18 protein-coding genes and 1 pseudogene are annotated in these 19,923 nt (G+C 69.3%); 6 read left to right on the top strand and 13 right to left on the bottom strand.

Translation table 11 applies throughout. From position 1 onward, the window contains the following. Nucleotides 1-5: 5 nt before the first annotated feature. The 4 genes and pseudogenes from AB7E83_RS01405 to AB7E83_RS01390 form a co-directional block, all read right to left on the bottom strand. Complete coding sequence (locus AB7E83_RS01405) at nucleotides 6-1,556, bottom strand: class I SAM-dependent methyltransferase (protein WP_428564734.1); 1,551 nt, start codon at nucleotides 1,554-1,556, stop codon at nucleotides 6-8. Nucleotides 1,557-1,681: 125 nt separating this feature from the next. Beyond that, complete coding sequence (locus tag AB7E83_RS01400) at nucleotides 1,682-2,464, bottom strand: calcium-binding protein (RefSeq protein WP_428564731.1); 783 nt, start codon at nucleotides 2,462-2,464, stop codon at nucleotides 1,682-1,684. A 337-nt stretch (nucleotides 2,465-2,801) separates the two neighbouring features. Beyond that, nucleotides 2,802-3,065: pseudogene (locus AB7E83_RS01395) on the bottom strand (hypothetical protein); the annotation flags it as partial. A 321-nt stretch (nucleotides 3,066-3,386) separates the two neighbouring features. Next, nucleotides 3,387-4,283 (bottom strand): LysR family transcriptional regulator, encoded by an 897-nt coding sequence (locus AB7E83_RS01390; RefSeq protein WP_428564451.1) that lies wholly within the window; start codon nucleotides 4,281-4,283, stop codon nucleotides 3,387-3,389. A gap of 84 nt (nucleotides 4,284-4,367) precedes the next feature. Between AB7E83_RS01390 and AB7E83_RS01385 the strand changes: the two genes are divergently transcribed. The 5 genes from AB7E83_RS01385 to AB7E83_RS01365 are packed head-to-tail and all read left to right on the top strand — an operon-like array spanning nucleotide 4,368 to nucleotide 9,493. After that, nucleotides 4,368-5,162, top strand: a complete 795-nt coding sequence (locus tag AB7E83_RS01385; RefSeq protein ID WP_428564448.1) for an HpcH/HpaI aldolase family protein — start codon at nucleotides 4,368-4,370, stop codon at nucleotides 5,160-5,162. After that, nucleotides 5,159-6,247, top strand: a complete 1,089-nt coding sequence (locus tag AB7E83_RS01380; protein WP_428564445.1) for a mandelate racemase/muconate lactonizing enzyme family protein — start codon at nucleotides 5,159-5,161, stop codon at nucleotides 6,245-6,247. The genes AB7E83_RS01385 and AB7E83_RS01380 overlap by 4 nt, the downstream gene beginning before the upstream one ends. Before the next feature lie 11 nt (nucleotides 6,248-6,258). Further along, entirely contained in the window at nucleotides 6,259-7,476 is a 1,218-nt protein-coding gene (locus AB7E83_RS01375; protein WP_428564442.1) for an alpha-hydroxy acid oxidase, read from the top strand. Continuing rightward, entirely contained in the window at nucleotides 7,473-8,471 is a 999-nt protein-coding gene (locus tag AB7E83_RS01370; RefSeq protein WP_428564439.1) for a Bug family tripartite tricarboxylate transporter substrate binding protein, read from the top strand. Before AB7E83_RS01375 ends, AB7E83_RS01370 begins: the two co-directional genes overlap by 4 nt. Beyond that, a complete protein-coding gene (locus AB7E83_RS01365; RefSeq protein ID WP_428564436.1) occupies nucleotides 8,468-9,493 on the top strand; it encodes a 2-hydroxyacid dehydrogenase in 1,026 nt (341 codons plus the stop codon). Before AB7E83_RS01370 ends, AB7E83_RS01365 begins: the two co-directional genes overlap by 4 nt. A 33-nt stretch (nucleotides 9,494-9,526) precedes the next feature. Here the strand turns inward: AB7E83_RS01365 and AB7E83_RS01360 are convergent, their stop codons facing one another. Continuing rightward, a complete protein-coding gene (locus AB7E83_RS01360; RefSeq protein ID WP_428564433.1) occupies nucleotides 9,527-10,312 on the bottom strand; it encodes an aldolase in 786 nt (261 codons plus the stop codon). 32 nt (nucleotides 10,313-10,344) lie between these two features. Continuing rightward, nucleotides 10,345-11,328, bottom strand: a complete 984-nt coding sequence (locus AB7E83_RS01355) for a Bug family tripartite tricarboxylate transporter substrate binding protein (RefSeq protein WP_428564430.1) — start codon at nucleotides 11,326-11,328, stop codon at nucleotides 10,345-10,347. Between the two features lie 107 nt (nucleotides 11,329-11,435). On the opposite strand from AB7E83_RS01355, the gene AB7E83_RS01350 reads away from it, so the two are divergent. Then, nucleotides 11,436-12,104 carry a helix-turn-helix domain-containing protein gene (locus AB7E83_RS01350; RefSeq protein ID WP_428564427.1) on the top strand — a complete coding sequence of 223 codons (669 nt, stop codon included), beginning with the start codon at nucleotides 11,436-11,438 and terminating at the stop codon, nucleotides 12,102-12,104. Here the strand turns inward: AB7E83_RS01350 and AB7E83_RS01345 are convergent. From AB7E83_RS01345 to AB7E83_RS01315, 7 genes are all read right to left on the bottom strand, one after another. Continuing rightward, complete coding sequence (locus tag AB7E83_RS01345; protein ID WP_428564424.1) at nucleotides 12,067-13,476, bottom strand: MmgE/PrpD family protein; 1,410 nt, start codon at nucleotides 13,474-13,476, stop codon at nucleotides 12,067-12,069. The genes AB7E83_RS01350 and AB7E83_RS01345 overlap by 38 nt on opposite strands. 113 nt (nucleotides 13,477-13,589) lie before the next feature. Further along, on the bottom strand, nucleotides 13,590-15,191 hold the full coding sequence (locus AB7E83_RS01340) for a class I adenylate-forming enzyme family protein (protein ID WP_428564421.1): 1,602 nt from the start codon (nucleotides 15,189-15,191) through the stop codon (nucleotides 13,590-13,592). A gap of 53 nt (nucleotides 15,192-15,244) precedes the next feature. Next, a complete protein-coding gene (locus AB7E83_RS01335; RefSeq protein WP_428564418.1) occupies nucleotides 15,245-16,054 on the bottom strand; it encodes an enoyl-CoA hydratase/isomerase family protein in 810 nt (269 codons plus the stop codon). Nucleotides 16,055-16,074: 20 nt separating this feature from the next. Then, on the bottom strand, nucleotides 16,075-16,875 hold the full coding sequence (locus tag AB7E83_RS01330) for an enoyl-CoA hydratase/isomerase family protein (protein ID WP_428564415.1): 801 nt from the start codon (nucleotides 16,873-16,875) through the stop codon (nucleotides 16,075-16,077). A 13-nt stretch (nucleotides 16,876-16,888) separates the two neighbouring features. Continuing rightward, nucleotides 16,889-17,884 carry a branched-chain amino acid ABC transporter permease gene (locus AB7E83_RS01325; RefSeq protein WP_428564412.1) on the bottom strand — a complete coding sequence of 332 codons (996 nt, stop codon included), beginning with the start codon at nucleotides 17,882-17,884 and terminating at the stop codon, nucleotides 16,889-16,891. Further along, on the bottom strand, nucleotides 17,881-18,735 hold the full coding sequence (locus AB7E83_RS01320) for a branched-chain amino acid ABC transporter permease (RefSeq protein ID WP_428564728.1): 855 nt from the start codon (nucleotides 18,733-18,735) through the stop codon (nucleotides 17,881-17,883). Before AB7E83_RS01320 ends, AB7E83_RS01325 begins: the two co-directional genes overlap by 4 nt. 31 nt (nucleotides 18,736-18,766) lie before the next feature. Then, nucleotides 18,767-19,906, bottom strand: coding sequence for an ABC transporter substrate-binding protein (locus tag AB7E83_RS01315; protein ID WP_428564409.1), 1,140 nt, complete (start codon nucleotides 19,904-19,906; stop codon nucleotides 18,767-18,769). Nucleotides 19,907-19,923: the final 17 nt, after the last annotated feature.

The following is a 19,923-nucleotide window of genomic DNA, read 5'->3' as shown; positions in this document are numbered from 1 at the left end:
CGGCGCTACCCCGCCACCTTCAACGCCTTCAGCACGCCCAGTTTCTCCGTCTCGAACGTGGCCGCCTGCGCGTTCAGGTCCGCCATCTCCTCGTCGGTCGAGAGCGTGTTGCCGTCCCTGAGCATCCGCTCTCCGTTGGCGCGCAACTGCGCCCAGGCGTAGCTGCCCCAGGTCGACGGATTCATCTGCGCCGCGCGCGCGGCCAGGAAGAACTGTTCGGTGCGCGTCACGGACACGCCGCCGCCGGTGACCGGGCTCGCGAGCCACGAAATGTCGTCGCGCGTGCGGCTCATGTCCATCAGGTGCTGGTTCAGCCGCGACGTGGCGTGCGTCTGCCGGACCATGTCGGCGTCCGACTGGGCGATGCCCAGTGCGCCGAGCCCGATGAGCACGCCGATCGCCTCGCGCAGCTGCAGCCAGTTGACGGTGTGCGACAGCTTCTGCTGCAGCTCCGCCACCGTGCGGACCCGGTGGTCGGACAGCTCGTCGAGGATGGGCCGGTAGAACTCCTCGCGCAGCGTCAGCTCGCCGGTTGGCCCGGGCACCGTCAGCTTCACCTTGGCCGGGTCCGTGAGCAGCAGCACGCGCAGCTCGCTCATTCGGCGCTGTATCTCCTGCGGCTTCAGGCGCGGCGCGCCGCGCACCCAGTAGTCGCGGCGGAACTGCTCGTTGACGCAGAAGTCGCGCACCGTCTCGCGCAGCACCGGGTCGCGGATGTCGTCGATCAGCGCCTGCTGCTCCGGCGTGGCGTTGATCGCCTTCAGGTTGTACAGCGGCGCGGCCGACGCGGCAAAAGTGAGCTTGGCCGGCGCGAGCAGCCGCGCGACGTCCGAGAAGTACATCGGCTGCCAGTCGGCGTTGAAGAATTCGTGGGCGAGGTAGTGGCGGTCGTACTTCTTCACGCGCTCGAGCCGCGCGGCGACCTGCGGGTTCGCGCGCAGCGTCGCCGGATTCACGTCCAGCAGCGCCTGCGCGAAAGCGAGCGCCGCATCCACCCGCTGCACCATGCCCGAGCCCGGCGCGCCCTGGCTGTTGGCATGCTCGAACATCAGGTGACGCAGCGGCAGGCCGCTCGTCCATCCCGGCAGGGTGTTGTAGCTGGCATAGACCATGCCGCCCACCTTCAGGCGCCTGCGCAGGAAATCCACGATCACCTGCCGGTTCTCGGCCGACACCCAGCTCCAGATGCCGTGCAGCACGATGAAGTCGAACTGCGGGAGATCGGTGCGCGCCGCGAACTCGGCGAAGGTATCGTCGGCAATGGTCACGCGCGCGCCGCTGGCCTGCGCGAGGCGCTGCGCGAACGCGGCATGCGAGGGATTGAAGTCGGTGCCCCACCACGCGCCCGGCTGCGCGGCCGCGTGGATGTTGAACGCCAGGCCCTGGCCGAAGCCGAGCTCGCAGCACAGTCGACCCTCGGGGCCGGGCGGCAGCGGATCGTAGCCGGCCTCCAGCAGGGCCCACTGCGCCCGCATGGGATTGAGCTCGCCGTAGTAGCCGTACGTGTAGTCGATCTCGGTGACGTAGCCGTCGGACCAGTCCGCCTGTTCGTTCATTGCGACCTCGCTGGATGGGAAAGAGAAAACTCTCCCCAGTGTGCGCGAGACGCACGCCGAATCCAAATGCGAACCGGCGCGTGCACCCTGTACGGAAGTCTGGCGCGCGCCGCCGCCTCGGCTGCTCAGGTCTGCAACGTTCCGTCGGTGAACCCGATCAGCTCGATGCGGGCCAGGCCGGTGCCGTCGTACCAGTCCTTGATGGTGATGCTGTCGTCGCCGGTGAAATCGAGGAACAGGTCCTTGCCCTGCCTCGAGGCGCCGACCAGCTCGGACGACTTCATGTCGATGACGAGCCGGTCCTGGTACGCCGGGTCCGTCGGGTTGGCGAGGAAGTAATCGCGAACGCCCGTGGACGGATGGAAGCCGACGCTGTCGTGGATCACGTCGTTGCCGTCGCCCCTCGCGAAATAGTAGGTGTCGCCGGCATACGAGCCCGTGATCGCATCGTTGCCCTTGCCGCCGCGGAACGAGACGTTGAACACGCCGCCGTCGACGATCGCCGCGAGCGTGTCCGCGCCGTCGCCGCCGCGCAGCTCCGTACCCCAGCCGGTGGCGGTGAGCGAGTCGTTCAGGCGCGAGCCGGCCAGCGTGCCGCCGCCTTGCAATGTGAGGCCGACGTAGCCGGGGTCCGCCATCGTGGCGATATCCGCATGCGTCAGCGTGGCGCCATCCGCGAACTGGAACTGCTCGATCTGCGAGTAGATCGTGCCGTCGAAGAAGTTCTTCACGGTGACCGCGTCGCCGGCGCTGCCGGCGAAGGTCAGCACGAGGTCGGCGCCGGTGCGTGCGGCGCGCAGGCCGTCCGCGGAGATGCCCGCGCCGAAGACCAGCGTGTCCTGGTAGCTCGCGGACGTGGAGTTCGCGAGGAAGTAGGCCGCGACGTCCGCATTGCCGAGGCTGCGCACGTCGTCGCTGATGACGTCCCTGCCGTCGCCACGCTCGTAGAAGTAAGTGTCCCCCCCCGTAGCTGCCGGTGAGGGTGTCGTCGCCCTGGCCGCCGCGCAGGCGCAGGTCGAACACGCCCGGGTCGATGCGCGCCGTCAGCGTGTCGCTCCCGGCATCGCCGGAGAGCGCCGCCCCGTAGCTGACCGCGGTGAGCGTGTCCGCATACACCGTGCCCGACAGGTCGCCGCCGAGCGCCAGCGTCACGCCGGCATGGGAAGGGTCGAGCTTCAGCGTGATGTCCGACGCCGACCATCGCGTGCCATTCATGAAATACACGTGCTCGATCTGCGTGAACACGCCGGGCGCGAACCAGTCCTTCACGCGGATGCTGCCGTCCGCGCCGATGCGGAATACGAGGTCGGCCCCGTCGCGCGCGGTCGTCACGTCGGACGGCGCGATGCCCGGCCCGAACAGCAGATGATCCTGGTAGCTCTCGAGTCCCGTGTTCGCTTGGAAGTAGTCGGCCGCGCCGCTGCCCAGGCTGCGCACGTCGTCGACGATGGTGTCGTGGCCATCGCCGCGCAGGTAGAGGTAGGCGTCGCGGGCGTAGCTGCCCGTCATGACGTCATTTCCTTTGCCACCCCAGAACCCGATGTCGAAGACGTTGCCCGCCGGCGCGGCCGACAGCGTGTCGTTGCCGTCCATGCCGGCGAGCACGGTCGCGTAGGCCGTCGCGGTGAGGTGATCGGCGGACTTGCCGCCGAGGCGCAGCCGGGCCTGGCTGAACCATGCCTGGATTTCAGAAGCTGTCATCTCGCACTCCCTGTGCTTTCGTTGTGTGCCCAAAGGCTACGAAACGAAATGGGGCGCGTGTCGGGGAAAAGGGTTGTTAACGGAGTAGGCGCACCCCTACGACGACTTTCTACGTTGGCGCACCGAGGCTCATCCATCGCGGCAACTCGCGAGCAACTGCCGGATGAACGCTTCGCTGGGCGGGGGCAGGGAGCGCCCGGCCTTCTTCACGATCCCCATCCAGCGCGTCGGCAGGTCGTCCGCCAGCGGCTTCACGGTGACGCCGAGATACATGGGCGCATCGCGCGACGACACGGGCAGCACGGCGACCATGCCGCCCGAGCGCACCATGGCCACGGCGGAGGCCAGCGTCATCACCTCGCAGGCGGGCGCGAGCGCGAGTCCCGATTGCGCGATGGCGGCATCGACGAGCCGACGCGCGCTGGTCTCGCGATCGAGCAGAACGAGCGGGCAGTCGGCCAGCCGGGCGAGCGTGAGCCGGCGGGCGCGCGCCAGCGCGTGTCCGGCCGGCAGCAGCGCATGCAGCCGTGCCTCGAGCAGCGGCGTCACTTCCAGCTGCGGATCGCCGGCGGTGGCCATGTCGGCCACGCCGAAGTCCACCTCGCCGCTTCGCACCATGTCCACGGTGCGCGTGCCCGATGCGTCCTTCACCGAGAAGCCGATCCTGGGGTGTTCGCGCTGGAAGCGGGCGACGGCCTGCGGCAGCACGGTGCTCGCGAACGACTGCAGGCATGCGAGCCGGACCACGCCGCGCAGGCCGAGCGCGATGTCGCGCGTTTCCGCGAGCACGGCGTCGAATTCGTCCTGAAGACGCTCGAACTTCATCGCGAGCTCGCGGCCCGCGCGCGTGATCTCCACCGTGCGCGTGTTGCGGTCGAAGAGGCGCAAGCCCAGGGCGGACTCGAGCTGGCGGATCTGCACCGTGAGCGCGGGCTGCGAGATGTGCAACTCGCTTGCCGCGCGGGTGAAGCTGCTGTGGCGCGCGACCGCGAGGAAGGCGCGCACCTGGCGGAGATTGGCGGTCATGCCGATACGTTATGACAGTGTTCCAAATTATTCAATTGAATTAAGTATCGTCCGCTTCGACAATGGCCGGCCGAAGGAGACACGATGGCTGGAACGCCGAATCACATGCTCGCGTGCATGCAGTCGGGCGCCGTGGCGCATGGCGTCGGGCTGCGCCAGGCGCGCACCGCGGACACGGGCCGCGCGATGCGCACGGCGGGATGCGACTGGCTCTTCATCGATACCGAGCACAACGCCATGCACCTCGACACCGCGGCGCAGCTGTCGGTGGCCGCGCAGGATGCGGGCGTCACGCCGGTGGTGCGCGTGCCCGGCCGCGACTACGCGCTCGCCAACCGCCTGCTGGACAACGGCGCCATGGCGATCGTGATGCCGCACGTGGACAGCGGCGAGCAGGCCGCCGAGTTCGCGAGGGCGTGCCGCTATCCGCCGCTGGGCAAGCGCTCCGTCGCGGCGGGCCTGCCGCAGATCGGCTTCGCGTCGATGCCCTTGCGCGACGCGGTGGCGGCGATCGAGTCGCGCATTCTCCTGTTCCCGATGGTCGAGACGCGCGAAGGCGCGGCGGCCGCGCGCGACATCGCCGCCACGCCGGGGCTCGACGGCATCCTGCTCGGCCTCACCGACCTGTCGATGGAACTCGGCGTGCCGGGCGACGTCGGCCATGCGTCGGTGCGCGCCGTCGTCGAGAACACCCTCGCCGCCTGCCGCGCGCACGGCAAATGGGTGGGCGTCGGCGGCGTCGGCGACCCCGCTCTTCTGCGCGGCTACATCGCGCAGGGCATGAACTTCGCCCTGATCGGCAACGACCTCGGCCTGCTGATGGCGGCCGTCACCGCGCGCATCGCCGCGCTTTCCGCCCCGACCGGACCCGCCGCATGAAGATCACCCGCATCGACACGACCGTCGTCGAACTCACGCTGCCCAAGCCGGCCGTCAACTCCGCGCGCGTCGCGATCAAGACCGTCGGCTGCGTGCTGGTGCAGTTGCGCACGGACGGCGGCGCAGACGGCGAAGGTTTCCTCTACACCATGCGCGGCAAGCACATGGCGCCGCTGAAGGCGATGATCGATTCGCTCGGCGAGCTGCTGGTCGGCGAGGACGTCTCGCAGCCCGAGCGGCTGTGGGAGAAGCTCTGGCGCGAAATCTATTTCTTCGGCTTCACCGGCGTCGCCGTCATGGCGATCTCGGCGCTCGACACCGCCGTGTGGGACGCGCATGCGCGCAGCCTCGACCAGCCGCTGGGCGTGCTGTGGGGCGGCAATGCGAGCAAGGTGCCGGTCTACGCGAGCCAGGGCCTGTGGACCGACCTCGAACCCGACGCGCTGGCCCGCGAAGCCGCGGACTACAAGGCCGCGGGATGGCGCGCAATGAAGATGCGCACGGGCCGGCCGAACGTCGCGGACGACGTGCAGGCCGTGAAGGCCGTGCGCGAAGCCATCGGCGACGGCGTCGCCCTGATGGCCGACTGCAGCCGGGCATTGACCGTGCCGCACGCCATCCGCCTCGGCCGCGCGCTCGAGCCCTACAACCTCACCTGGCTGGAGGAGCCGCTGCCCGCGCACGACATCGACGGCATCGCGCAGGTGGCGGCGGCGGTCCCGGTGCCCATCGCCATCGGCGAGAACGACTACACGCGCTACGGTTTCCGCCGCGTGATCGAGGCGCGCGCAGCGCACGTGCTGATGATGGACCTGGCGCGCGTCGGCGGCCTGTCGGAAATGCGCAAGGTGGCGGCCCTCGCCCGCGCGCACGACCTGCCGGTGTCCAACCACATCTTCACCGAGCACAGCCTCGCGGCCTGCGCGACCTTCTCCAACCTCAACTTCGTCGAATACATCGACTGGTTCGAGGAGCTCTTCACCGAGCCCGTGCGAATGCAGGACGGCTTCCTGCAGGTGCCCACCACGCCCGGCCACGGCTTCCGCTTCGATCCGCGCACGATCGAGAAGCGCCGCGTCGGCTGAGGCCCGCCCGCATGGCATCGCTGGTCGCCCACAACATCGCGGACCTGCGCCTCGCGGCGCGGCGACGGGTGCCGCGCGGACTCTTCGAGTACGTCGACCGCGGCACGGAGGAAGAGGTGTCGCTGCGCGCCAACCGCGAGGCCTGGGACCGCGTGCGCTTCGTGCCGCGTCCGCTCGCGGGCGTGGCGACGCGCTCGCAGCGCACCGAAATGTTCGGCCGCACTTTGGGCATGCCCCTCGTCATCGCGCCCACCGGCATGGCGGGCCTGCTGTGGCACCGCGGCGAACTGGCGCTCGCGCGCGCGGCGAAGGCGGCGCAGGTGCCGTTCACGCTGTCGACCTACTCCATCACCTCGCTCGAAGAGGTCGCGGCGGTCGGCGGCAACCTCTGGTTCCAGCTCTATCTGTGGCCCGACATCGAGATGTCGCGCGACCTCGTGCGCCGCGCGCAGTCGGCCGGCTTCGGCGCGCTGGTCGTCACCATCGACAGCGTGGTCAACGGCAACCGCGAGCACAACCGGCGCAACGGCTTCTCGGTGCCGATCCGCCTCACGCCGCGCAACGTGGTCGACGGCGCGCTGCATCCGCGCTGGACGCTGGGCGTGATGGCGCGATACCTCCTGACCAGCGGCGTTCCCGAGTTCGCGAATTTCCCTGCGGCCATCCGCTCCGACCTGCGGGGCCGCGCCGGCGGCAACCGGCCCGCGAGCCTGCCGAAGCACGAAGGGCAGAACTGGGACGACATCCGCCGGCTGCGCGACCTGTGGCAGGGCCCCTTGGTCGTGAAGGGCGTGCTGCACGCGGACGATGCGCTGCGTGCCATCGACTGCGGCGCCGATGCCGTGGTGGTGTCCAACCACGGCGGCCGCGCGCTCGACGGCGCCATCGCGCCGCTCGAAGCGCTGCCCGACATCGCGCAGGCCGTCGGTGACCGCGCGAAGATCCTGATCGACGGCGCCGTCATCCGCGGCTCCGACATCGCGAAGGCCATCGCGCTGGGCGCGCATGCTGTCATGGCCGGCCGCGCGCCGCTGTGGGGCGTGGCCGCCGGCGGCGAAGCGGGCGTGGCGCTCGCGCTCGATACCTATCGCACCGAACTCGACCGCGTGATGGCCTACCTGGGCTGCCGCGGCATCGAGGACATCCATGGCGGGCTGGTCCGCATCGACGGACAGGCCCCGCCGCGGCGCGAAGCTTTCCGTTCCCACAACATCGAGGAGACGACATGAACCGAATTTCTTCCCTGCGCCGCGCGCTGCTGCTCGCGCTCGCCTGCGCGGCCGGCGCGGGCCTGCCCGCATCGTTCGCGCACGCCCAGTCGGGCGACTACCCGAACAAGGCCGTGACCTTCATCCTGCCGTATCCGCCCGGCGGACTCGGCGATGCGATCGTGCGGCGGCTCTCTCTGCGCTTGTCGGAGATGTGGAAGGTGCCCGTCACCGTCGACAACAAGCCCGGCGCGGCCGGCCTGCTCGGCGCGGGCCTGGTCGCGAAGGCGCCGGCCGATGGCTACACGCTGATGTACACCATTCCCGAAACGCTCTCGATCACCAAGGCCGCGAAGCAGAACGTCGGCTTCGACCCGGTCAACGACTTCCAGCCCATCGCGCTGACCGCGCTGAGCAGCGTGGTGCTCACCGTGCCCGCGAATTCGCCGCACAAGACGCTCAAGGACTTCCTCGACTACGCGAAGAAGAATCCCGGCAAGATCAATTTCGGCGTGCAGGGCACGGGCAGCGGGTTCCACCTCGCGCTCGAGCAGCTGAAGGCCGTGGCCGGCGTCGACATCACGGCCGTCCCGTACAAGGGCGCCGCGCCCACGATGGCCGACCTGCTCGGCGGCCGGCTCGACGCGATGATGGTGTCGACCTCCGTCACCATGCCGCACGTGCAGGCGGGCAAGCTGCGCAACATCGCGGTGGCGAGCAAGGACCGGGTGCCGCAGTTCCCGAACATCCCGACGATCAGCGAGTCGGGCTATCCCGGCTACGACTTCCCGGTCGGGCTCGCGGTGTTCGTGCGCAACGGCACGCCGAAGCCCATCGTCGACAAGCTGTCCAACGACATCCGCCGCGTGATGCACGAGCCGGCGATGACGGAATGGCTCGGCACCGTGTTCACCGCCACGAGCAACATGACGCCCGACGAATTCAAGGCGCGCATCGCGAAGGAAGTGCAGACCTACGGGCAGCTGATCGAGAAGGCCCACATCAAGTTCGAATGACGGCGCCGACGGGCGGAAAGGTCTTCGTCTGCCGCGACCACGTGCTGGTCGCGGTGCTCGACGCGCTGTCGCGCGACCTGCAGTCGGCGGGTGTCGAAGTCGTGCGCGGCCCGCCTTCCATCCCCGGCATCACGACGGTGATCCCGCCCGCCGACTACGCGCGCATCTTCGGCGACGTCGAGGTCGCGCTCTTCACCTCGCGCACGTCGGTTCCGCGCTCGCTGCTCGAATCCGCGCCGCGCCTGCGCGGCATCGTGAACCTGGGCGTGGGCCTGGAGACGATGGACCTCGAAGCGGCGGACGAACTCGGCATCGTCGTCGGCTATGGCGCGACGCCCGAGAACACGCTCGGCATGGCGGAAGCCACGGTCATGCTGATGCTGAACCTGCGCTACCGGCTGCGCGCGACCGAGGCGGTGCTGCGCGGCGAACGGCCGCGGCCCGCGGCGTCGGCGGAGGCGCAGCATGGACGCATGCTGCGCGGCTGCACCGTGGGCGTCGTCGGGCTGGGCCGCATCGGACGCGCGGTGGTCGACCGGCTGCGGCCGTTCGGCGTCGAGTTCATCGCGTATGCGCCGACGGCGCGCGCGGACAGCGTTCCGGCCGACGTGGCCCTCGTCGACTTCGATGCCTTGATGCAGCGCAGCGACATCGTCGGCCTTTTCGCGGCGGCGCATCCCGGCAACCGTCGCCTCGTGGATGCGCGCGCGCTGTCGCTGATGAAGCCGGATGCGTATCTCGTCAACATCGCGCGCGGCCAACTGGTGGACGAGGCGGCGCTCTACGAGGTCCTGCGCGACAGGCGCATCGCGGGCGCGGCGCTCGACGTATTCGAAACCGAGCCGCTGCCCAAGGACAGCCCGCTGCGCACGCTCGACAACGCGATCCTCACGCCGCACCTGGTGGGCCACACGCGCGAGCTGTACGAGGCGATGGGCCGGACGGCGTTCGAGAACGTCACCCGCCTCTTGCGCGGCGAAGCGCCCTTGTACGCACGGCCGAGCGCGCGGCCGGCCCGCTGACGCCCGGGTCGGGCAAGCGGTCCGGGTCCGGCGTCAGATCGATCCGCTCGCCAGCAGGCGCTCCGCGCGCCGCGCGTAGTACGCGAACGTCGCCTGGTGGCGCTTGGGCGTCGAGATCCAGCGCTGCGCCTCCTCGCCGAGCTCCGGCGGGATGGGCTGCACGGCGCCGGCGGCCATGGAGAGAAGCTGAAGACGCGCCGCGCGTTCGAACATCACGCCGAGCACGCAGGCTTCTTCCACCGACGCGCCCGTGACCAGCAGCCCGTGGTGCGCGAGCAGGATCGCCTTCTTGTCGCCGAGCGCGGCGGAGATGATCTCGCCTTCTTCGTTGCCCACCGGAATGCCCGGCCACTTCTTCAGGAACGCGACCTGGCCGTAGAGCACGCAGGTGTCCATGTGCGCGATCTCCAGCGGCACCTCGAGCATGGCGAGCGCCGACGCATGCGGCGCGTGCGTGTGGACGATGCAGTTGATGTCGGGCCGCGCGCGGTAGAGCCAGCTGTGGAAGCGGTTCGCCGGATTGGGCATGCCGTCGCCCTCGAGGACGCGCAGGTCCTCGTCGACGAGCAGCAGGTTGTCGGCCGTGATCTCGTCGAGGCCGAGTCCGAGCCTCTGCGTCCAGTAGGTGCCCGGACGATCGGTGCGCGCGGTGATCTGGCCCGACAGGCCGGAGTCGTGGCCGAAGGCGAAGAGCGTGCGGCAGGTCTGCGCCACGGCGTCGCGCAGCGGCATCGCGTCGGCGTGCAGGTGCGTCTGCATCTGGCGCAGCGCGGAGTCGACGATCTCGTCCTTGCCGAGTTGCATGGTGCTGGTGTTCATGGCTGTCTCCTTTTCTTGCTCGCGGGCGTGCTTCAGATCTTCGGCGAGCCGGCCAGCAGCTTGCCCCATTTCGCATGCTCGGCCTTGACGTTCTGCAGGAACTGTTCGGGCGTCGAGCCCGTGGCCTCGGTGCCCTGCACGAACAGTTTCGCCTTCAGTTCCGTATTCGTCACCGCCTTGCGCGCGGCGGCGTTGAGCTTGGCCACCACCTCGGCCGGCAGGCCTGCCGGACCCACGAGGCCCGAGACCGACGAGGAGCGGATACCGGGGAAGCCGAGCTCCGCGGTCGTCTTCAGATCGGGCGCGGACGCATGGCGCTTGGGCGCGGCGATGGCGAGCGCCTTCAGCTTGCCGCCCTGCACCTGCGGCAGCACGACGGGCAACGCCTCCAGCGTCATCGACACCTGGCCGCTCATCACGTTGGTCACGCTCTCCGAACCGCTCTTGAACGGCACGTGCAGGAACGATGCGCCCGTGGCGGCTTCCACCAGCTTCATGCCCTGGAAGGGCGAACTGCCGTAGCCGGCGGTCCCGTACGACAGCGCCTGCGGCTTCGTCTTCGACAGGGTGACGAGTTCGCCGAGCGTGTTCGCGCGCACCGCCGGGCCGATGACGATCGCGTGCGGCGTCTCGGCGACGCTCGAGATGTAGGTGAAGTCGGTGAGCGGATCGAAGCGCAGGCTCGCGTAGGTGTGCGGGTTCGCGGCGACGAGTCCCATGGTGGTGAGCATGAGCGTGTAGCCGTCGGGCGCGGACCGCTTCAGCGCCTCGGCCGCGATGTTGCCGCCCGCGCCGGGGCGATTGTCGACGATGACGGTCTGGCCCAGCTCGCGGCCGAGCTGCTCCGCGAAGGTGCGCGCGACGACGTCGGTGATGCCGCCGGCGCCGAAGGGCACCAGCATGCGGATCGGCTTGTCGGGATACGACTGCGCGTGCGACGGCGCGGGCAGCGTGGCCAGCACGGCGGCGGCGATGGCTGCGGCGGTGAAGGCGCGTCGCGGGAGGAGTCGGGTCATCGGAGGGGTCCTTCGTGAATCGGGGGGGGCGGGGGCAAGATGCATGACACAAGCGTGTCATGGCGAGTATGACATGGATCAAACGTTCATGACACAATCGTGTCCTGATGGACATCAAAGAGTCATCCGCCTCGCTGGCGGAGGGTTTCGGCCAGCGCATCGCGGCGCTGCGCCTGCTCAATGCCCAGAGCCTGGAGGACGTCGCGTCGCGCGCGGGCCTGACGAAGAGCTACCTGTCCAAGCTGGAGCGCGGCGTGTCGCAGCCGTCCATCGCGACGGTGCTGAAGCTCGCGAAAGCATTTGGCGTGCCATCCGGCCGGCTGCTCGGCGATTCGGGTGCGCCCACGGACATCGTGGTCGTGAAGAAGGGCGAGCGCATCCCGTTCAGCCGGACCGCGGGCCGTGCCGGCTACGTGTACGAGGCCATCGCCGCGCACGGCGCCGACAAGCGCATGACGCCCTTCATCATGCGGCCGCCGCTCGCCAGCAGCGAGCGGCTCGACCTGGTCACGCATGCGGGCGAGGAACTCGTGTTCGTCATCAGCGGCCGGTTGGAGCTCATCTTCAAGGACCGCCGCTTCGTGCTGGAAGCGGGCGACTCGGTGTATTTCGCGGCGGCACTGCCGCACCGGTCGCGCTCGCTCGGACGCACGCGCGCCGAAGCGCTCGTGGTCGTGAGCGCGCCGCAGTCGCCGGCCGACGCCGGCGTACCCGAACCCGAACCCGGACCCGCGCCGCTCAGGCGGCGAAAAGCGCCGTCAGCTCGGACGCCTTGAGATTGGGGTCGAGCCGGCGCAGGGTCGCGAGCAGCGCCTTCGCGCGGTCCGTGCCCAACACGTCGGTCGTAAGGTCCATGAACTTGTCGTCCTGGAAATCCTCCGTCATCGGGTTTTTCTCGGTGCCGATGGCGTTGTCCACGAACACCCGCTCGGTCGTTCCGTTCTTGAAAGTGACGGCGACGTCGGCCACGAACTGGCCGGGGTATTTCTCGTCGAGCTCCGGCGCCTCGACGATGGCCATCCTGCCGATCGTCGCGAGCAGCGGCTGCATGTCGATCTTCTTCGCCATGTAGTCGCGATGCACGCGGTAGCCGTTGCCCAGGCCGTGCAGCGCGAAGGCGGCCTGCGTGGGCAGGCTGTACTGCACGTGCTCGATGGTCTTCGGCGCGAACGCGTTCGCATTCGCCGTGCCCACGACGACGTTGAAGGTGGGCGAGATGCGCAGGTCGACCTTTTCGATGTCGGCCAGGCGCGGCGCGAAGGGGCGCGTCGCGTCGATGTAGGCGTGGCAGCAGTAGCAGGCGCAGTAGGCCTTGAGCCACACGGTCGAGATCTCGAACTTCGTGCCGGGCGCGAAGCGTTCCTCCGCGCGATCCGCGGGGGGGCGCTGCAGGAAGGTGCGGAAGAAGCCCTTGCGTCCGCTCAGGAAGGCGCGCGGGCCGGTGATGCCGGCCTTCGCCAGATCGGCCGCCGTCATGCCGTTGCGCGTGCCCATGCCCGCATGGACTCGCTTGACGGAGCCGCCGGTCGAGCTGAACTCGGTGATGCCGCTCGCATGGCTCGCGGCGATCGAGAGCGCGTGCAGCGTCGTCTCGGCATCGAAGCCGCGCAGCTTGGCCGCGACCGCCGCCGCGCCGAAGTTCGACAGCACCGCATGCGGGTGATAGCCGCGCTGCAGCAGTTCCGGGGCGAGCAGCACGCCGAGGCGCGTGTAGACCTCGTAGCCGGCGACGATGGCGGTCATCACCTCGCCGAGGGTCGCGCCGAGTTCCTCGCCAAGCGCGAGACCCGCGGGGATCACGCTGCTGCCGGGGTGGCTGTAGCTCGGGCCGTGCGCGTCGTCGTACTCGAAGCCGTGGCCGTAGGAGCCGTTCACGAACGCGGCATCGCCCGCGGCGAAGGTGAGCGAACTCGCGGCGACGCGGCTCTTGCCGGGCCGCCCGTTCGCCTTCGCGTACTCGAGCAGCTGCTGCGACCACGGCATCCGCGAGATGCCGACCTGCAGCGCGATCTGGTCCCGGACGAGGCGCGAGAGCCCGGCGCGCGCGGGCGCATCGAGGTCATCGTCACGCAGGCTTTGCACGAATTGCACGATGGACTGCTCGAGCGGCGGGCAGTCGGGGAGTGTCGAAGATGCGGTGGCGACCATGGCGCAGCATAAAAGTAGGACTTCGGATTAAACGACGGGCCACGCCGGCGGGGGCGGCGCGCGCGTCGGCCGTTCCGTACTGTGGTGGAAAGCGACGCGCGCGTCCAGCGGCGCTAGCGCTTCGCCGTCAGCCGGCCGACAACCTTCTCGGCGTCCCAGGCCGCGTCGTGCGGCAGCGCCTTGAGCTTGTGCCGCTCGATCTCGCGCTTCGCGGCCGAGCGCGGGAAATCCGCCACGAACTCGACGTAGCGCGGCACCTTGAAATACGCGAGCCGCTCGCGGCACCAGTCGAACACGGCACGCGGATCGGGCGTCGCGTTCGGCGACGCGATGACGAACGCCTTCACGTCGTCCTCGCCCAGGTCCGAGGGCACGCCGACGACGGCGACCTCGAACACGCCGGGACACGTCGCGACCACGGCCTCGACCTCATGCGCCGAAATGTTCTCGCCGCGCCTGCGCAGGAAGTGCGCCTGGCGCCCGGTGAAGTACAGGTACCCCTCTTCGTCGAGATGGCCCAGGTCGCCCGTGTGCAGCCACAAGCCCTGCAACACCTGCGCGGTGCGCTCGGGCGCGTTGTGATAGCCGAGCATGAAGGTGTGCGGAATCCTCGGTCGCAGAAGGATCTCGCCCTGCACGCCGGCGGGGGCAGGGAAGCCCTGCGCGTCCGCGATCATGATGTCGACCCAGCGGCTCGCGCGCCCGTTGGATTGCGGCTTCGTCGAGCCGAGCGGATTGTTGACGATCATGAGCCCGCCGCCCTCGCTCAGCGAATAGAGGTTCACGAAGCCGATGCCGAAGCGATCCGCGAAGCCCTGCACGGTGTCCCACGGCAACTGGCCGAAGGCGCCGGTCGCGACACGCACGCGGTGCGAACGCTCGAGCGCATGCGGTGGCGACTTCGCGAGCACCGCGAACATCGTGCCGATGGGATCGACGACGGTGGCGCCCGTGTCGTTGACGCGCTGCCAGAAGGCGCTCGCGCTGAACCAGCGGTCGAGCGTCGTCGGAATGTCCGCGTAGATCGGGCCGATGAGGCCCGCCATCAGGCCGCCGACGTGGAACATCGGCAGCACGGAGTAGTGGCGGTCCCCGGCCGTGATGCCGAGCGCCTCGACATAGCGCATGCCCGCGGCGATCCAGGCGAAGTGGGGCAGCACGACGCCCTTGGGCAGGCCGGTCGTGCCGCCGGTGTAGAGGATGACGGCGGGGTCGCCGGGCGCGATGGCCGCTTCCCGCTCGATGGGCTCGTGCTCGCGCAGGAATTGCTCGAAGCCCCCGCGTCCGTGCGTCGAAACGCGGCCCACCTTGACCTGCAGGCCGTCGAACCGCACCGCGTCGAGCTTGGGTTCGTTGTCGTCGTCGATGAAGATGAGGGAAGGCGATGCGTCGTCGAGCACATGCTGCAAGTCGTTGCCGGCCACGCTGGCATTGATCGGCACCCACACCGCGCCGATCTTCACCGTGCCGATCCACACGAGCAGTTGCTCGACGCAGTTGAACATGAGGCAGGCAACGCGATCGCCCTTGCGCACGCCGGCCGCGCGCAGGTTCTGGGCCACGCGGTCGCTTTGCGCATCGAGTTCCGCGTAGGTGAGCGTGCGGCCGTCGATGGCGATGCGCACGCCATCCGGCCTTGCGAGGGCGCGCGCGCGGATCAGTTCGCCGAGGGTCGACCAAGGCGCGTACGGGTTGGGGGCCGCGCGCTCTCGCACGTCGTCATCCCCGTGTCCTTCGTCATCCCCGCGCAGGCGGGGATCCGGGGCTTTCAGGACTTGTCCTCCGCAACGAGCCGATCCCAGTCGAACGTCGCCGGCTCCTTCGCGAGAAATCGTCCCACCGCCGCGCGGTGATAGTCCGACTTCAGGCAGATCGGCTGGCCGCTGATCTCCATCTCCTGCACCGCGCGGAAGTCGATATGCAGCGATTCGTTGAGGCAGCCCTTCGCGACGTCGAATGCGGTGCGCGAACCGTGGACGAAGCGGCGCGCGAACCGGCGCGCGGCTGGCATCAGGTCGTCGGGCGCATGGATGGAATGCACCAGGCCCATCGCCTTCGCCTCCTCGGCCTCCACCTTGCGCGCCGTGTAGACCATGTCCTTCGCGTTCTGCAGGCCAACCATGCGCGGCAGGTAGTACATCGCGCCGAGGTCGGGCACGAGGCCGATGCGGCCGAACACCGCGGAGAAGGACGCGCGTGGCGTCGCGAAAATGAAGTCGCCCGTGAGCGCGAGGCTGAAGCCGCCGCCGAAGGCCGCGCCGTCCACCGCCATGATCACGGGGATCGGCAGGCGATGGATGCGCTCGCTCCAGCCGTTGACCTCGCGCATGTGGCGGCGCGCTTCGGCCGCGGTCGCGAAGCCTTCCTTCAGCTGCGCCATGTTGCCGCCCGCGCAGAAGGCCCCGGGGCCGCCGTAGACGATCAGCGAGGCGATGTCCTCGCGCGTTTCCATCTCGTGCAGCATGCGGTAGAGGTCCGCGGTGAGCTCCGGCACGAGCGGGTTGCGCTTCTCGCCGCGCAGCAGCGTGAACTCGGCGACGCCGTCGGCGACGTCGAGGCGGGACACTTGATAGCTCATTCTTCGATACTCCTTTTACTTCAGCGGCCCGTGAACACGGGCGCGCGCTTCTCGACGAAGGCGGTGACGCCTTCGAGATGGTCCTGCGTGGCGGACATCGCCGCCACCGACTCCGCCTCCCGGTTCGACTGTTCGTCCCACGAGCGGCCCATCGAACTGCGCACGAGGCGCTTCACTTCGGCGAGCGCGAGCGTGGGGCCGGCGGCCAGCCGCTTCGCGAGCGTCATCGCCTCTTCTTCGAGCGACGCCGGCTCGACGAGGCGGTTCACGATCCCGAGTTCGTACGCACGCTGCGCGTCGAAGCGATCCCCCAGCAGCGCGAGCTCGAGCGCGCGCCGCTCGCCCACGAGGCGCGGCAGGAAGTAGGTGGCGCCGCCATCGGACGACAGGCCGATCTTGCTGTAGGCATAGCCGAAGTACGCGTCGCGCGCGGCGATGGCGAGGTCGGCCGACATCACGAGCGCCATTCCGAAGCCCGCGGCCGCGCCCTGCACGGCGACCAGCACGGGCTTGGGCATGCGGAACAGCGCGGCCACCACCTGGTGCGCCTCGATGGCGCGATGCTCGAAGCCCTCGGTGTAGTCCTGCCGTTCGGTCGTCACCGCGCGGTGCAGCCGCTTCACGTCGCCGCCCACCATGAAGTGCTCGCCCGCGGCGCGCAGCAGCACCGCCCGCACGGCCTTGTCGCGTTCGAGCGCGGCGGTCGCGTGGCGCAGCTCCTGGATCATCTCCAGCGACAGCGCGTTGCGCACGTGCGGACGGTTCAGGGTCAGCACGCCCAGGCCGTCGCTCACGTCGACGCGGATCGTTTCGTAGTTCACTGCGGTCCTCTCATCATGCGGATTGCGACGCTTCCTTCGGCGCGGCGTCGTCGCGCCCGCCGGCGCGCACGCGCCGCAGCCATCGCGATGCGCCCCCGGCCTCGCCGGACGGACTGCGCACCATCACGGCCAGGATCAGGATGACGCCGTACAGCACCACGCGATAGATCCCCATCTGCGTGAACACGATCTGCGTGAGCGCGACCAGCACGATGGCGACGAGCGCGGGCCCGTAGGTGCCGAAGCGCGCGCCGACGGCGGCGTACACGAGCCAGTCGATGCTGATGTGCAGCGAATAGCTCGACGGACTCGCGAGCCGCGTGAAGGTCGCGACGAGCGGCCCGCACACGCCGAGGATGAAGGCCGAGGAGCCGAGGATCGCGAGGCGATGCTTGAAGACGCTGACACCCGCGCTCTCCGCGAGCTTCTCGCTCGCGGCGATGAGCTTCAGCCGCAGGCCCGTGCGCGATCCGGTGAGCCACACGACGAAGCCGAGCGTGAGCAGGGTGAGGACGAGCGTGAGCCAGTAGATGTTCTCGGTCTTCGAGAAGTCGATCTCCCAGCCGCCGAGGGCGATCGTCCCCGGCCGCGGCACGCCCGAGATGCCGCTCTGCCCGCCGGTGTAGTCGTCGGCCTGGCGCAGCAGGCCCTGGAACATCTCCAGCAGCACGAAGCTCATCATCGCGAAGTAGATGCCCGACAGGCGCAGCGTGATGACGCCGAAGAGCAGCGCGGCGACGGCGGCCGCCAGGCCCGCGACGGGCACCGTCGCCCAGAAGCTCCAGCCATGGGTCACGCACAGGATGGCTGTCGTGTACGCCCCCACGCCCATGAAAGCCGCGTGGCCGAGCGACAGCAGGTTGATGCGCATCATCAGCCACAGGCTGTACGCGCCGACGCAGGCGAAGAGGATCTGCGTGGCGACGCTCGTCCGGTATTCGCTCAGGACGAAGGGCACGGCGGCGCCCGCGACGGCGATGGCGGCTAGGGGGAGGTAGCGAGGCTTCACGCGGTCTTTCGTCCGAGCAGGCCGCTCGGGCGGATGAGGAGGATGGCGCCCACGAGCGCGAAGAAGATCAGCCGTCCCGCGTCGAGCGAGAGGTAGGTCTGCGCGATGCTGAGCGTGAGCCCGAGCGCCATCGCGGCGAGCAGCGAGCCGGCCACGCTGCCGAGGCCGCCGAGGATCACGACGGCGAAGGCGAGCAGGATCGCGTCCTCCCCGATGTAAGGGTCGATGAAGATGAGCGGCGACATGATGGCGCCCGCCGCCGCCGCCAGCGCGAACGAGATCGCGAGCACGATGATCGACACCACGTCGAGATTGACGCCGTGCAGGCCCGCCACCTCGGCGTCCTGCTCCGCGGCGCGGATCGCAAGCCCGAGTTTCGTGCGAACCACGAAGAAATACACCGCCGCGAGCGAAGCGAGGGCGGCCACCACGACCACCAGCCGCTCGGCCGTGATCGCGACGCCGCCGACGTGGATGACCGAGCCGAGGTAGCTGCGCACGTTGCGGTGCTCCGGCCCCATCGCGAGCTGCGCGAGGCCCTGGATGACCAGGGTCAGCCCGATGGTCACCATCAGGCTGTCCATGAACTTGCCGTAGACGTGCCGGAACAGGAGCCAGTGCAGGAGCGGGGCGAGCGCCGCGACGATCGCGATCGTCGCGAGCAGCCCGATCCCGAAGGGCAGGCCCATCTGCTGCGACAGGATGAACACGCCGTACGCGCCCAGCATGTACACCGCGCCGTGCGCGAAGTTGACGACGTGCATCACGCCGTACGCGAGCGTGAAACCCACCGACAGCAGCGCGAGGGACGAGCCCAGCACCACGGCGTTGACCAGGACCTGGCCGATCATCGACACGTCGAACGTCCCCTCTGCGCGCGGCTTACTTGCAGGGCGGCTGCGCGACGTCGAGCAGCTCTTCCTTGCCGGCCTTGATGCTGGTGATCGCCATCGAGTTCACCATCGCGTTGCGGATGCCCTTCACCTCGTGGAAGCAGGCCTTGCCGAACACGCTGTCCTTGAACGGCAGTTTCTGCAGCGCGTTGTAGACGGCCGTCGTGTTCTCCACCGTGCCGGCGGCGACGGCGGCGCGGATCAGCATCTCGCCGATGTTGTAGCCGTCCAGCAGCAGCGCGGGCGGCGCGCTCTTGCGCGCGGTGACCCAGTTCGTGTGGACCTTGCGCGCGCGGTCGGTCATGGGATAAGTGAGCGCCACGGTGTTGAGCACACCCTCGGCGGCCGGACCCATCGCGGTCACCACGGAGCCGGCTTCCATGGACGGCAGCATGATCAGGCCCTTGAAGCCCAGCTCGCGCGCCTGCTTCGCGGCGATGGGCTGCTGGCCCGGCGGCGTGTAGAACGAGATCGCGTCGGGCTTCTTCTCGAGCACCTTGGTGAGGATGGGGTAGAAGTCGGTCACGTCGCGCGGCACACGCTCGTTGGCGACGATGGACAGGCGCGTCTTCTTGATCGCCGCTTCCTCGTGCACCTGCGAGGCGCGGCCGGTGTCGTCGTTCGGCTGGAACAGCGCGACCGTCTTCACCTGCGGGTACTTGTTCGCGACCCACGGCCAGTAGACGTAGAACGCGTCGAGCGAGCTCATGTGGCTGCGCAGCGACAGCGGCTTGTCCTTGCCGAGGAAGGCTTCGGCCGCGCCGAGGTGGAACTGCAGCACCTTCGCGCTGCTCATCACGGGCTCGGTCACGACGCCGATCGCGCCGCCCATGGTGGCCGCGAACTTGACCTTCTTCTCCTGGATCATGCGCTGCGAGTTCGCCACGGCCGTCTGCGTGTTGTACGCATCGTCGTAGGCGTCGAGCACGAACTTGTAGGGCTTGCCGCCGATCTGCACGGTACCCGCGTCGGCGAACGCCATCTTCATGCCTTCGGCCATGCCGATGCCCCACGAGGAGGCGGAGCCGGTGAGCGGGCCGGTGTAGCCGACCGGCACCGTGGTCTGGGCGTGCGCGGCGAGGAAGGCGCCGGCGGCGAGCGCCGCGAGGGCGAGTTTTCTGAAGGTCATGGCGGGGGTCTCCGGGG

Origin of the sequence: Ramlibacter sp. (genome assembly GCF_050250995.1) — a bacterium.
In the GTDB taxonomy this organism is placed as follows: domain Bacteria; phylum Pseudomonadota; class Gammaproteobacteria; order Burkholderiales; family Burkholderiaceae_C; genus Ramlibacter.
The sequence above is the reverse complement of the archived record's forward strand: the minus strand, read 5'-3'. Positions and strand labels throughout refer to the sequence as shown.